We start from the raw sequence: 12,272 nt of genomic DNA on the forward strand, positions 1-12,272 counted from the left end.
AACTACCGCATTCAGAGGACTAAATGCGGCGAGTTCCGCCACATTCGAAGGCACCCGACTGGGTCACGACGACGTCCTTCCCGGAGGATGTGCTCATGGACACGTCCGCCTACGACGCCGATCTGCCCGCCCACGTCGAGCGGGCGCTGGCCGGGTTCCTCGAGCGCGCCGGTGCCGAAATCCGCCGCACCGAGCCGACGGTCGGGGCCGGGATCGACGCGCTGGCCGGATTCGTGCTCGGCGGCGGCAAACGCCTGCGCCCGACGTTCGCCTGGTGGGGCTGGCGCGGCGCGGGCGGCGACCCGGGCGGGCCGGACGTCGAAGGCGTGCTGCAGGCGGTGGCGAGCCTGGAGCTGATCCAGGCGTGCGCGCTGATCCACGACGACCTCATCGACTCCTCCGATTCGCGCCGCGGTTCGCCGACGGTGCACATCGCGGGCGCGAAACTGCACGCCGACAGCGGCTGGCTGGGTTCGCCGAGCACGTTCGGGCTCGCGACCGCCGTCCTGGTCGGCGACCTCGCGCTGGCCTGGGCCGACGACATGTTCGGCGAGGCCCCGCTCCCGCCCGCGGCCCTCGCGGCGGCGCGGCCGGCGTGGCGGGCGATGCGCACCGAGGTGCTCGCCGGGCAGTACCTCGACGTCCGCACCCAGGCCACCGGCGACGCCTCCCCCGAGGCGGCGCTGCACATCTGCAAGCTCAAGACGGCTGCGTACACCGTCCAGCGCCCGCTGCACCTCGGTGCCGCGCTCGGCGGCGCGGACGTCGCGCTGATCGCGACGCTGCGCGAGTTCGGCGACGAGGTCGGCGTGGCGTTCCAGCTGCGCGACGATCTGCTCGGTGTGTTCGGCGACCCGTCGGTCACCGGCAAGCCCGCGGGCGACGACCTGCGCGAGGGCAAGCGCACGCTGCTGGTCGCGCTGGGTCTCCAGCGCGCGGCCGAACAGGGCAAGGACGCGGCGGCGAAGGTCATCTCCGACGCCATCGGTGACGCGCATCTGTCCGAAGACGCCGTCGAGACCGTGCGGGAAGCGCTGCAGGACGTCGGCGCCGTCGACGCGGTGGAACGCCGTATCGACGAGCTCACCGACTCCGCGATGGCCGCGCTCGACCGCGCCCGCCTGGCCGAACCCGCTCCCGCCGCGCTGACCGGGCTGGTCGTCAAGGCGACCCAGCGGACGTACTGATGCGCACTGTCACCGGTCCGAGTGACCACGTGGTGGTGATCGGTGGCGGGCTCGCCGGGCTGTCGGCGGCGCTGCACCTGCTCGGCGCCGGACGCCGGGTGACCCTGCTGGAGCAGGACAAGACCCCCGGCGGCCGAGCCGGACAGGCCGATTTCGGCGGCAACACCGTCGACACCGGCGCCAGCGTGCTGACCATGCCCGAGCTGCTCGACGAGGCCTTCTCCGCCGTCGGCGAATCCCTGGCGGACAACCTGACGCTGACGCGGCTCGACCCGGCCTATCGCGCGAGGTTCGCCGACGGCAGCACGATCGCCGTGCACACCGAGGCGGCGGCGATGGAGGCCGAGATCCGCGAGGCCGCCGGTCCGGCCGAGGCCGAGGGCTACCGGCGGCTGCGCCGCTGGCTGACCGAGCTGTACGCGGTGCAGAAGGACCATTTCATCGGCGCGAACTTCGATTCGCCGTTCGATCTCGTGCGCCCGGAGCTGGCGAAACTGGCCGCGCTGGGCGGCTTCGGACGGCTCGGTCCGAAGATCGAGGGGTTCCTGCGCGACGACCGGGTGCGCCGGCTGTTCTCGTTCCAGGCGCTCTACGCGGGGCTCGATCCGGCGCGCGCGATCGGCGCGTACGGCGTCATCTCCTACATGGACACCGTCGGCGGGGTCTACTACCCGTCGGGCGGCATGGGCGAGATCGCGCGGGCGATGGCGAAGGCGGCCGAACGCGCCGGCGCGGAGCTGCGCTTCGGCACCGAAGCCGCTTGGCTGGAAAGGGTTTCCTCGCGGGTGCGCGCGGTGCGGACCCGCACGGGCGAGCGGATCCCTTGCGACACGGTGGTTCTCGCGACCGAACTCGGCACCGCGTACCGGCTGCTCGGCGCCCGCCCCCGGCGTCCGCTGCCGCTGCGGTACTCACCGTCGGCCGTCGTCCTGCACGGGCACGCGCCGAAGTCGTGGCCGGATCTGGGCCACCACACCATCTTCTTCGGCCACGCCTGGGAGAAGACGTTCTCGGAGATCATCCGCGAAGGCAAACTGATGAGCGACCCCTCGCTGCTGGTGACCCGGCCGACGGCGACCGAACCGGCCCTCGCCCCCGGCGGCGACCAGGTGCTCTCGGTACTGGCCCCCGCGCCGAACCTCCGCCGCGGCAAGATCGACTGGGACCGCGTCGGCCCCGCGTATCGCGCGGAACTCCTGCGCACGCTGGAAAACCGCGGCCTCACCGGCTTCGCGGACGACTTCTCCGTCGACGAGATGATCACCCCCGCGGGCTGGGCGGAACGCGGGCTCACCGCGGGCACGCCGTTCTCGCTCGCGCACACCTTCGCCCAGACCGGCCCGTTCCGGCCGGGGAACCTGATGCGGGCGGTGGACAACGTCGTCCTGGCCGGCTGCGGGACCACGCCGGGCGTCGGCATCCCGCCGGTGGTGATCTCCGGCAGGCTCGCGGCGGGAAGGGTCACCGGCCGATGAGCGAACTCGACGCCGCGGGGATCACCGAGCCGGCGTTGCGGGCCGCGTACACCGAATGCCGCCGCATCAACGCGCACTACGGCCGCACCTTCTTCCTCGCGACCCGGCTGCTGCCGCCGCGGACGCGGCCGTTCGCGCACGCGCTGTACGGCTTCGCTCGGATGGCGGACGAAGTGGTCGACAACCCCGCCCCCGGCACCGATCCCGCGATCGCGCTGGACGAGGTCACCGCCATGGTCGCGCGGGTCTTCGAGGGCGGCACGCCCGCCGACCCGGTGCTGACCGCGCTCGCCGACACCGTGCGGCGCCACGACCTCGACCGCGAACTGTTCGACGCGTTCCTGCGGTCCATGGCGATGGACCTCAAGATCACCGAGTACGCGACCTACGCCGACCTCAAGGAGTACGTCCACGGTTCGGCCGAGGTGATCGGACTGCAGATGCTGCCGATCTTCGGCACCGTCGTCCCGGTCGAGGAGGCGGTGCCCGGTGCCGCCGCGCTGGGCGAGGCGTTCCAGCTGACCAACTTCCTGCGCGACGTCGGCGAGGACCTCGACCGAGGGCGGCTGTATCTGCCGGCCGACGAATTGGCCGCGTTCGGTGTCGACCGTGAGCTGCTCGAATTCTCCCGCGCCCGCGGCCTGCCCGACCGTCGCGTCCGGCGCGCGCTCGCCGTCGCGGTGGCGCGCAACCGCGCCGTGTACCGCCGCGCCGAAGCGGGCATCCCGTTGCTGCGCGCGGAATCCCGCGAATGCGTGCGGACCGCGCTCGTGCTCTACGAAGGCATCCTCGACGAGATCGTGGCCCTCGGGTACGACGTGCTGAACACCCGCGCGGTCGTCCCCCGCCGCCGTCGGCTGGGTGTAGCTCTGCCGGGGCTGTTGGCGAGCACGTGGAGCAACTCCAGGCTTAGGCTGCGGTCATGACCTCTGCTTCGAACAGGAAGATCCGGATCGGCGTCCAGCTTCAGCCCCAGCACGCCGAATACAAGGCGATCCGCCGGGCGGCTTCGGAGGCCGAAGAGCTCGGTGTGGACATCGTCTTCAACTGGGACCACTTCTACCCGCTCTACGGCGAGCCCGAAGGACTGCACTACGAGTGCTGGACCATGCTGGGCGCTTGGGCGGAATCGACGTCGCGGGTCGAGATCGGCGCGCTGGTGACGTGCAACAGCTACCGCAATCCCGAACTGCTCGCCGACATGGCCCGCACCGTCGACCACATCTCCGACGGACGGCTGATCCTCGGCATCGGCTCCGGCTGGTTCGAGAAGGACTACGACGAATACGGCTACGAGTTCGGCACCGCGGGCGGGCGGCTCGACGATCTGGCCGAGGCGCTCCCGCGTATCGAGAGCCGGTTCGGCAAGCTGAACCCGGCGCCGACCCGCAAGATCCCGGTGCTGATCGGTGGCGGCGGCGAGAAGAAGACGCTGCGCCTGGTCGCGAAGCACGCCGACATCTGGCACGGCTTCGGCGACCCGGAGGTGGTGGAGCGCAAGGTCAGGATCCTCGACCAGCACTGCGCCGACGTCGGGCGCGACCCGAAGGAGATCGAGCGTTCGGTCGCCGTCGAGGGCGAGCCCGAGGAGCTGGGCCCGAAGCTGCTGGAGCTGGGTGTCTCGCTGTTCACCGTGGCGACCGGCGGGCCCGACTACAACCTGGACAAGCTGCGGTCCTGGATCGAGTGGCGGGACAAGCAGCAGTCCTGACCCGCTCGCAAATGTCATGAAAGGGCCGTTCAGGACGTTTCTTGTCCTGAACGGCCCTTTCATGACATCCGGGACCGATCGCGCCGGTGAGCCGCCACCCGCTCCCGGGTAGCGCACCGCGTCGAGCAGTACCGCCGCGGGCTCCCGCCACCCAAGTGCGCGAAGGGCTTCCCACACCCCGAAGCGGCACACAACCCACCCGGCGGCGCCTGACGGTCCGACAGCAGCACGGCCAGCGCCAGCGCGGACGACGTCACCAGCCACGCGCCCCACGGCCCGTCGTCGTCGGCGTCCACGTGGAGATGCCAGCCGAACCCGTCCGCGTGATCGGTCAGCCGCGGCGGATGCGCGTAGCGGGCCAGCAGCCGGTTGAGCACATCGGCCGCCTCCGCGACATCCCGCGCCGCGAACACCTCCCGCAGTTCCGCGGCCGCCGCACGCAACGACGTCACGTCCGGCGGCGCCAACTCGACCGACGTCTCGCCGTGCGCTTCCAAGACGGAACGGACCGAGGAAACCGACGGATCCGGCGAAAGCAGCACAACCAGCAGATCCACCGCCCGCTGTGCCGCCGCCCGCGCCGACCGGCCGGGCAGGAAATCCCGCTGCGCTGAAGTCATACCCCACTGTAACGTCTCAGCCATGAGAGGCCGTTACAGTCTCGCCGTCTACCTGGCCGGCGCGACGGTCGCCAGGACCGGCGACGAGTTGTCCGGGCCGGCTTTGCTCCTGCTCGGCGTGAGCATCGACGGCTCGGCCGCCACCGGATCCGCGCTGCTCGCGGGCCTGACGATCTCCGCGGCGGCGGGCGGGCCGCTGCTCGGCGCCCTGCTCGACCGCAGTTCCCGGCCGGGACGGCTGCTGGCGTGGGCGCTGCTCGCGTACGCGGGCGGGCTCGGCGCGGTGCTCGCGCTGGTCGAAGTCCCCGCGGCGATCGCGGTGGCCGTCGCGGCCGGGTTGCTCAACCCCGCGTTGGCGGGCGGGTGGACGGCGCAACTGCCGCAGGTCCGCGGCGCGACACCGCTGGAGCGGGCGAGCACGCTGGACGCGATGACGTTCACCGCAGCGAGCCTCGCCGGGCCGGGACTCGCCGGGCTCGTGGCCGCGTACGCCGGCGCACCGGCCGCGGTCGCGCTCGCGATCACGCTGGTCGCGGCCGCCTTCCCCGCCGCATGGGCGTTGCCCGCCACCGAAGCGAAGCCCACGAGACCGATCCGCCGTCAGCTGGCCGACGGGTTCGCGATCCTCTTCCGCAACCGCGCGCTGCTGCGGGCCACCGCGACGTCCACCGTGTCCTTCGTGGGCATCGGGATCGCCGTGGTCTGCTATCCACTGCTCGGCGCCCAGCGACTGGGGAATCCGGGGTTCGGCGCGCTCCTGCTCACCGTGATGGCCGCCGCGTCACTGGTCGCGAACGCCGTGCTGGCCCGCAGACCGCCACCGCCGGATCGCACCGTGCTCGCCAGCACCGTCCTGCTGGGCGCGAGTTTCCTGCTCGCGGCCGCCGGACCCGGCGTGGTGCCCCTGCTGGCCGCCGCCGTGCTCGCCGGTTTCGCGGAAGGCCCGCAGCTTTCGGCGCTGTTCGCCATCCGGCATCGCGAAGCACCCGCGGCGGTGCGGGCTCAGGTCTTCACGACGGCGGCGAGCGTGAAGATCACCGGGCTCGCGGTCGGAGCCGCGGTCGCGGGGCCGCTGAGCGCACTCTCCGTAACCGCCGCGCTGGGTGCCGCGGCGGGATTCCAGCTTCTCGCGGCCGCCACGTATGCGCTGGTGGGAGCTAGAAGGCCATCGCCTGCGCGCGCCGCTTGACCTCGGTGCCGTGGCTGGTGCGGAGCGCGTTGACCGGGGTGATCCCGGGCAGGGTCTCGTCTTCGGCGAAGAGCCAGCGCAGCATCTCCGTCCGGCTGAACCCGGCGTCCGCGAGCACGGTGATGGTGCCCGCCAGGCCCTTGACCACGCCGTCCTTCACCAGGAACGCGGCCGGGACGTACAGCTCGCCCTTGCGTCGGACGGCGATCAGGTGGCCGTCGCGCAGCATCTGGCGGACCTTGTTGGCCGAAACGTTCAGCGCGGTCGCGACCTCCGGAAGCGGGAGGACGGCCACATCGGCATCGAGAACGTCGTCGGCGACGGGAATACCACTCACAGGTGACACTGTGCCACATTCCGTCTCCCCCTCCGTTAGTGCGCACGGGTGACGAGCCGGGCCATGACGGAAAGTACCCACCCGGTCACGGATACCGCCGATTCGACGAAATGACGGGAATCGTGATCCCCGGCGACCCAGGTCCCGTACACCAGAACATGGGTACTTCCGTACGATCCATAGCCGTGACACGCACGGACCCCACGCTGGTGGGCACTCTGCTCGAGGGCCGCTACCGGGTGGACAAGCTGCTCGCACGCGGTGGGATGTCGTCGGTGTACCGCGGCGTCGACACCCGCCTCGACCGCCAGGTCGCCATCAAGATCATGGACCCGCGGTTCGCCGACGACAGGTCCTTCGTCGAACGCTTCGAACGGGAAGCCCGTTCGGCGGCCCGGCTGCACCACCCGCACGTGGTGGCGGTGCACGACCAGGGCTTCGACACCCCCGGCGGCGAGGAGTCCGGCCGCGCGTTCCTGGTGATGGAACTCGTCGACGGCGGGACCCTGCGCGAGCTGCTCGCCGAACGCGGTCCCCTGGACGTCGCGCTCGCGCTGAGCATCACCGAACCGGTCCTCTCCGCGCTGGCCGCGGCGCACGCCGCCGGTCTGGTGCACCGCGACGTCAAACCGGAGAACGTCCTCATCGGCCGCGGCGGGACCGCGCTTTCGGGCGGCGTGGTCAAGGTCGGCGACTTCGGGCTGGTCCGCGCGGTCGCGAGCGCGGGCACCACGAGTTCGAGCGTCATCCTCGGCACCGTCGCCTACGTCTCGCCCGAGCAGGTAGCCACCGGCGCGACCACCTCACGCGGCGACGTCTACTCGGCCGGGATCCTGCTGTACGAAATGCTCACCGGCCGCCCGCCGTACACCGGCGACACCGCGCTCTCGGTGGCGTACCGGCACGTCAACGACGACGTCCCGCGCCCGAGCGAGCTGCGGCCGGGTATACCGCCGCAGCTGGACGAGCTGATCCTGCGCGCCACCCGCCGCGACCCCGAGCAGCGGCCCGCCGACGCCGCGGCTTTCCTCGCCGAGCTGAACCATCTGCGCACCGTCCTCGGTGTCCCGGCGGTCCCGGTGCCCGTCCCGCTGCCCGCCGACGCCGACCGGGAGACCGACGCCGAGCGCACCACTCCCGGCATCCCCGCCGTCCCCGCGGTGGCTCCGGCCTCCGCCGCGACGACCGTGCTGCCCCCGGTCGCCGAGGCGACCCTTCCGGTCACCGGGCCGCGCGGAACGCAGGCGCTGCACCGCGAGCCGCAGATCCCGGCCGCGCAGCCGCCCCGCACGCCTCCCCCGCGCCCCAAACCGGCGGCCGGCGACGAGCAGCCGGGGTCGCGCAAGCGGCTCTACCTGATGATCGCGGCCGCGGTCCTGGTCCTCGGCGGCCTGATCGGCGCGTTCGCCTTCATCCTCAACGACTCCGGCCCGACGTCGTCGTCGGTGCCGAAGCTGGCCGGGATGAACCAGGCCGCCGCCGGCGACGCGCTCCGGTCGGCGAAGCTGACCCCGGCCTACACCGAGGAGTACAGCGACACCGCCGCGCAGCACACGGTGATCCGGTCCGACCCGGCGGAGGGCACGGCGCTCGCGCCGGGCGCCACGGTCAACGTCGTGCTGTCGAAGGGCCGTCCGATCGTGCCCGACATCCAGGCCGGGACGAGCCAGCAGGACGCGGAGACGGCGATCAAGGCCGCGCAGCTGACCCCGGTCCAGGGCGAGCAGGAGTACAGCGACGTCGCCAAGAACAAGGTGATCCGCGTCGACCCGGGCCCCGGTTCTCAGCTGAACATCGGCGGGCAGGTCACGATCATCCTGTCCAAGGGTCCCGAGCCGCTGCCGCCGGTCCCGGACGTCACGGGCCAGACCAAGGACGCGGCGTTCCAGATCCTGCAGCAGGCGGGCTTCCAGCCGTTCCAGGCGGGCGAGGAGTTCTCCGACCAGTTCGCCGCCGGTCAGGTGATCCGCACCGACCCGAAGGGCGGCGGCAAGGCGAGCAACCGCCGGATCGGCGTGTTCGTTTCGAACGCCGTCGAAGTACCGAACGTGACCTTCAAGCGGATGGAGGAGGCGATCCAGATCCTGAAACAGGCGGGTCTGGAGCCGGACCGTCAGGGTCGCGGAAACGGGAACGGTCACGGCGGCGGAAACGGTGGTTTCGACTTCGTCCTGGAGCAGGATCCGCAGCCGGGCACCAAGGTGCCCAAGGGCACGAAAGTGAAGATCAAGGGCTTCGGGTGACGCGAAAGGTGCTTTGAAACCGTTCAGTACCGGCATGGTCATCGGCTACCGTGAGCGCATGGTGGTCGTCGACGGCGTGAACGGCAGGTCGGACAGCTTCACCCCGCGTTCCGCCGCGCCGCGATGAGCTTCTTCACGGACGGTCCGCGCAGCCGCCCCCTGTTCCCGGTGCCGGAACAGGAGCTGTTCGGCTACAACGGCCGTCCCTGGGTGGAGACGCCGCACGAGTACATCGTCCCGGCGATCCTGCCCTGGTCGATGCCGCTGGGCCGGGCCGAACGGACCATCGTGGCGCTGCGCGGCATCGAGGTGTGGCCGGAGTCGGTGTCCTTCCAGCTGTCGGTGTACTCGCGGGATCTCCTGCTCGACGAACCCGGCGAAGGCCTGATCGACCACCGCCGGGTCCCGGACTACAACGCGTTGCTGGTCGGGGTGCTCTTCCCCGACGGGAGGCGGGCCAGTTCGGAGACCATCTCCGTGCCGTCGGCCACCAAACCGGACCAGCCGGTGCTGCGCGCGCAGGGGCTGGGCGGTTCGGCGTTCCACGTCGACCACGAGATCTTCCTGTGGCCGCTGCCGCCCGACGGGCCGCTGGAGTTCATCGTCCAGTGGCTCGACCGCGACATCGAGGAGTCGCGCACCTCGCTCGACGGCACCGCCATCCGCGACGCCGCCAAGGAGGCGGGCGAGATCTGGCCGGGGCTGCCCGCGCGGAAGTCGCACGGGCTGCCCGTCCGCCGGGTCGGGGCGCAGGCGATGATCACCCCGGCCTGGCCCCGCGAATCGCAGGCCCCTCCCCCGCTGCCCCAGCCGTCGTCCCCGCCGCCCGCTTCGGACCAGCCGCGGGGCGCTCCGCTGCCGACCCGCCTCCCGCGCCGAGCCCGCTGAGGGCCTCGTGAGTGGTAAGGACGGTTCTAACCGTCCTTACCACTCACGAGGCCAAACATCAGCGGAAGGCTTCGACGTTCGCCACCGCCCACTCCGCATAGGTGACGCCGGGCCGCCCGGTGAGTTCCTGGACGACGCCGGTCGGCTTGTCGGGGTTCTCGGTGAAGTACGCGAAGCCGTCGAGCAGCCACTCGGCGATCTCGGCCGGGATCCCGGCGGCGGCCCACTGCTTGTTCGCCTCTTCCCTGGTGAGCTCCTGGAAGACCACCTCTTCGCCGAGCGCGGCCGAGATGGCGGCGACCTGTTCGCGCTGGCTGATCGCCGTCGGCCCGCTCAGCGTGTGCTTCTTGCCGACGTGCCCCTCGGTGAGGATGACGTGCGCCGCGACGGCGGCGATGTCCGCGAGGTCGATCGGCGTCATCCGCGACTCGGGGTAGGCCTCGCGGACCACCCGCTCGGCCTTGATCGTCTCCGCCCAGCCGAGCGTGTTGTTCATGAACGCGCCCGGCCGCAGGAACGTCCAGTCGAAGCCCGCCGCCTTAACGGCCTTCTCGATGATCGCGTAGTCCACGCCGCTCGAATTCTCCGCCGGGTCGTCGGCGTTGCTGCCCGACAGCGCCACCACACGGCGCACTCCGGCCTCCTTCGCCAGCTTCACGAAGTCGTCCACCTTGGCCGCGAGCGGTGCCAGGTACACGGTCTCGATGCCTTCGAGGGCTTCCGGCAGCGTCTCCGGTTTGCCCAGGTAGCCCTTGGCGACCTCCACCTGCTCGGGCAGCGCCGCCTTCGCCGGGTTGACGGTCAGCGCCCGCACCGGCGCCCCGGCCTCCACCAGTTCGTCGACGAGCAGCCTGCCGACGCTTCCGGTCGCACCGGTCACCAGGATCGTCACGATTCCCCACTCCTTTTCGTACGCCCTACGGGATCAGTTTAACCGTACCGCATACGAGAATGTAGAATCCAGCTTCACGGCCGAGTGGAGTGTGGATGGACTTCGAGCGCAGCCTCGATCTGTTGTGGCGTGACCGCGGCGAAGCCCGGCAGCCGACCAGGGGACGCAAGCCCAAACTGACCCTCGACCAGGTGATCGCCACCGCTGTCGCGCTCGCCGACCGCGCGGGCGAGGCGACCGTGTCGATGAGCCAGATCGCCAAGGAACTCGGCGCCGGCACGATGACGCTCTACACCTACGTCCCCGGCAAAACGGAACTGCTCGATCTCATGGTCGACTCCGTGCTCGCCGAACGAAACCTCCCCGGCCCCGGCGATCCGCGGCCGGACGGCTGGCGCGAGCAGGTGCGGCTCTACGCCGAACGCACCCTGGCCGTGTTCCGGGCGCATCCGTGGCTGCGTTCGACGTCGATGGTGCGGCCGGTGCTCGGACCCGGGCTGATGGCCGGCCAGGAGTACGTGATCGCGGCGGTGTCGGATATCGGGCTGGAGCCGCGCAAGGCGGCCGCGGCCGCGAACAGTATCGAGATCTACGTGCAGGCCAACGCGACGCTCTTCGCCGAGACGGCGCAGGTCGAGCAGGAGACCGGGCAGTCGACGGACGCCTGGTGGGGCCAGCGGTCGGTGTTCTGGGAGAAGTACTTCGACGTGACGCGCCATCCGGCGATGACGCGGATCTGGGAGAGCGGCGGCTACGACGCGGACACCTGCGAAGCCGCCGACGAGACCTTCGCGTTCGGCCTGGAACGCATGCTGGACGGCATCGAAGCCCTCGTCACACGCTGAGCACTACCGCATCCAGAGGACGAAACGCGTCAGGAGACGGTGGGCAGATCGGGGGCCGAGACGTCGAAGACCTTGCCCTCGCGGGTGAGCAGCGCGGCCAGGACCTTCGCCTTGCGTTCGGTGTCGGCCGAGGTCCCCCACCGCACGGTCTTCCCGTCGGCCAGCGCGAACTCGACGCTGCCGGGGGTCTTCGCCGTCGCGGTGGTGACCTGCTTGAGCAGCTGCTGCGGGATCACGCCGAGGACGCCGGTCACCGCGCGGGTCACCGGGTCGTCGGCCGACACCAGCGGCAGCTTGAGCTCGGGCAGCCCGGCGGGCCGTTCCTTGACGGTCTTGAACACCACTCCCCCGCCGTCGACGAGGTGCACGCCGTCGCCGCCGGGCCCGCTGTCGAAGAACGCGATCGCGTTCCGCTCGGTCACGGTGATCTCGAGGGTGCTCGGCCACGACCGCGAGACGTCGACGGTGGCGATGCCGGGCATCTGCGCCACCTTGTCCCGGATCTCGTCGGTGTCCAGGCGCAGCATCGGCTTCTGGTCCGGCACCGCCGCCGCGGCGCGGATCTGGTCCGCGGGCACGGAGCTCGCCCCGACGACGTCGACCTGCCGCACCCCCAGCATCGAGCTGAACCACAGCAGGTAGACGAGCGCGACGGCGGTCAGCACCGAGAGCAGCGCGACCCAGCGCCGCCGCAGCTCCTTGTGCCGGTTCGGCCGGGCGGTGCGGCGGCGGTCGTACACCGTCCGCCTGCCGCGCCGTTCCTTCAGCCGTTGAGTCCGTTCGGCCCGTGGGGTCCGCTTGACCCGTTCGGAGCGCGGACGCCGACCGGGTTCGGCCGGGCGGCGGCGTTCCCCGGTCTGTGTCATGGCTGGCCGCCGGGCGTTG

The 12,272-nt window shown here is 71.4% G+C and carries 12 protein-coding genes; 8 read left to right on the plus strand and 4 right to left on the minus strand.

Annotated features, from left to right (window positions below; genetic code table 11):
- The first annotated feature begins 95 nt into the window (after positions 1–95).
- From DMC61_RS08880 to DMC61_RS08895, 4 genes are read left to right on the plus strand one after another with little or no spacing between them, the layout of a single operon-like run.
- Positions 96–1,187, plus strand: coding sequence for a polyprenyl synthetase family protein (locus DMC61_RS08880; protein WP_125688346.1), 1,092 nt, complete (start codon positions 96–98; stop codon positions 1,185–1,187).
- The gene (crtI, locus tag DMC61_RS08885) at positions 1,187–2,662 is read left to right on the plus strand and encodes a phytoene desaturase family protein (RefSeq protein ID WP_125688348.1); all 1,476 of its coding nucleotides are present in this window, start codon (positions 1,187–1,189) and stop codon (positions 2,660–2,662) included. Before DMC61_RS08880 ends, crtI begins: the two co-directional genes overlap by 1 nt.
- Positions 2,659–3,588, plus strand: a complete 930-nt coding sequence (locus DMC61_RS08890) for a phytoene/squalene synthase family protein (RefSeq protein ID WP_125688350.1) — start codon at positions 2,659–2,661, stop codon at positions 3,586–3,588. Before crtI ends, DMC61_RS08890 begins: the two co-directional genes overlap by 4 nt.
- A complete protein-coding gene (locus tag DMC61_RS08895; RefSeq protein WP_125688352.1) occupies positions 3,585–4,373 on the plus strand; it encodes an LLM class F420-dependent oxidoreductase in 789 nt (262 codons plus the stop codon). The genes DMC61_RS08890 and DMC61_RS08895 overlap by 4 nt, the downstream gene beginning before the upstream one ends.
- 59 nt (positions 4,374–4,432) lie before the next feature.
- On the opposite strand, the gene DMC61_RS08900 is transcribed toward DMC61_RS08895, so the two are convergent.
- Positions 4,433–4,993, minus strand: coding sequence for a CGNR zinc finger domain-containing protein (locus DMC61_RS08900; RefSeq protein WP_125688354.1), 561 nt, complete (start codon positions 4,991–4,993; stop codon positions 4,433–4,435).
- Between the two features lie 22 nt (positions 4,994–5,015).
- Here DMC61_RS08900 and DMC61_RS08905 point away from each other — a divergent pair, with 22 nt between their 5' ends.
- Positions 5,016–6,182, plus strand: a complete 1,167-nt coding sequence (locus DMC61_RS08905) for an MFS transporter (RefSeq protein WP_125688356.1) — start codon at positions 5,016–5,018, stop codon at positions 6,180–6,182.
- Here DMC61_RS08905 and DMC61_RS08910 read toward each other — a convergent pair.
- Positions 6,151–6,519 carry an Rv2175c family DNA-binding protein gene (locus tag DMC61_RS08910; RefSeq protein WP_016332683.1) on the minus strand — a complete coding sequence of 123 codons (369 nt, stop codon included), beginning with the start codon at positions 6,517–6,519 and terminating at the stop codon, positions 6,151–6,153. The genes DMC61_RS08905 and DMC61_RS08910 overlap by 32 nt on opposite strands.
- A 185-nt stretch (positions 6,520–6,704) precedes the next feature.
- On the opposite strand from DMC61_RS08910, the gene pknB reads away from it, so the two are divergent.
- Both pknB and DMC61_RS08920 read left to right on the plus strand, forming a co-directional pair.
- Positions 6,705–8,762, plus strand: coding sequence for a Stk1 family PASTA domain-containing Ser/Thr kinase (gene pknB, locus DMC61_RS08915; RefSeq protein WP_125688358.1), 2,058 nt, complete (start codon positions 6,705–6,707; stop codon positions 8,760–8,762).
- Between the two features lie 123 nt (positions 8,763–8,885).
- Entirely contained in the window at positions 8,886–9,650 is a 765-nt protein-coding gene (locus tag DMC61_RS08920; RefSeq protein WP_016332681.1) for a hypothetical protein, read from the plus strand.
- Between the two features lie 58 nt (positions 9,651–9,708).
- Here DMC61_RS08920 and DMC61_RS08925 read toward each other — a convergent pair whose 3' ends face one another.
- Positions 9,709–10,542: an NAD(P)H-binding protein gene (locus DMC61_RS08925; RefSeq protein ID WP_125688360.1), complete on the minus strand. Its 834-nt coding sequence runs from the start codon at positions 10,540–10,542 to the stop codon at positions 9,709–9,711.
- Positions 10,543–10,637: 95 nt separating this feature from the next.
- Between DMC61_RS08925 and DMC61_RS08930 the strand changes: the two genes are divergently transcribed.
- Positions 10,638–11,387, plus strand: coding sequence for a TetR/AcrR family transcriptional regulator (locus DMC61_RS08930; protein WP_125688362.1), 750 nt, complete (start codon positions 10,638–10,640; stop codon positions 11,385–11,387).
- A 29-nt stretch (positions 11,388–11,416) separates the two neighbouring features.
- Here DMC61_RS08930 and DMC61_RS08935 read toward each other — a convergent pair whose 3' ends face one another.
- Positions 11,417–12,253: a cell division protein FtsQ/DivIB gene (locus DMC61_RS08935; RefSeq protein ID WP_125688364.1), complete on the minus strand. Its 837-nt coding sequence runs from the start codon at positions 12,251–12,253 to the stop codon at positions 11,417–11,419.
- Between the last annotated feature and the right edge of the window lie 19 nt (positions 12,254–12,272).

Origin of the sequence: Amycolatopsis sp. WAC 04169, assembly GCF_003947535.1 — a bacterium.
Taxonomy (GTDB): domain Bacteria; phylum Actinomycetota; class Actinomycetes; order Mycobacteriales; family Pseudonocardiaceae; genus Amycolatopsis; species Amycolatopsis keratiniphila.

Coding starts and splice junctions, on each gene's coding strand:
- DMC61_RS08930 (WP_125688362.1), top strand. CDS start 10,638: ATGGACTTCGAGCGCAGCCTCGATCTGTTGTGGCGTGACCGCGGCGAA.
- DMC61_RS08905 (WP_125688356.1), top strand. CDS start 5,016: ATGAGAGGCCGTTACAGTCTCGCCGTCTACCTGGCCGGCGCGACGGTC.
- DMC61_RS08935 (WP_125688364.1), bottom strand. CDS start 12,253: ATGACACAGACCGGGGAACGCCGCCGCCCGGCCGAACCCGGTCGGCGT.
- DMC61_RS08900 (WP_125688354.1), bottom strand. CDS start 4,993: ATGACTTCAGCGCAGCGGGATTTCCTGCCCGGCCGGTCGGCGCGGGCG.
- DMC61_RS08890 (WP_125688350.1), top strand. CDS start 2,659: ATGAGCGAACTCGACGCCGCGGGGATCACCGAGCCGGCGTTGCGGGCC.
- DMC61_RS08920 (WP_016332681.1), top strand. CDS start 8,886: ATGAGCTTCTTCACGGACGGTCCGCGCAGCCGCCCCCTGTTCCCGGTG.
- DMC61_RS08880 (WP_125688346.1), top strand. CDS start 96: ATGGACACGTCCGCCTACGACGCCGATCTGCCCGCCCACGTCGAGCGG.
- DMC61_RS08895 (WP_125688352.1), top strand. CDS start 3,585: ATGACCTCTGCTTCGAACAGGAAGATCCGGATCGGCGTCCAGCTTCAG.
- crtI (WP_125688348.1), top strand. CDS start 1,187: ATGCGCACTGTCACCGGTCCGAGTGACCACGTGGTGGTGATCGGTGGC.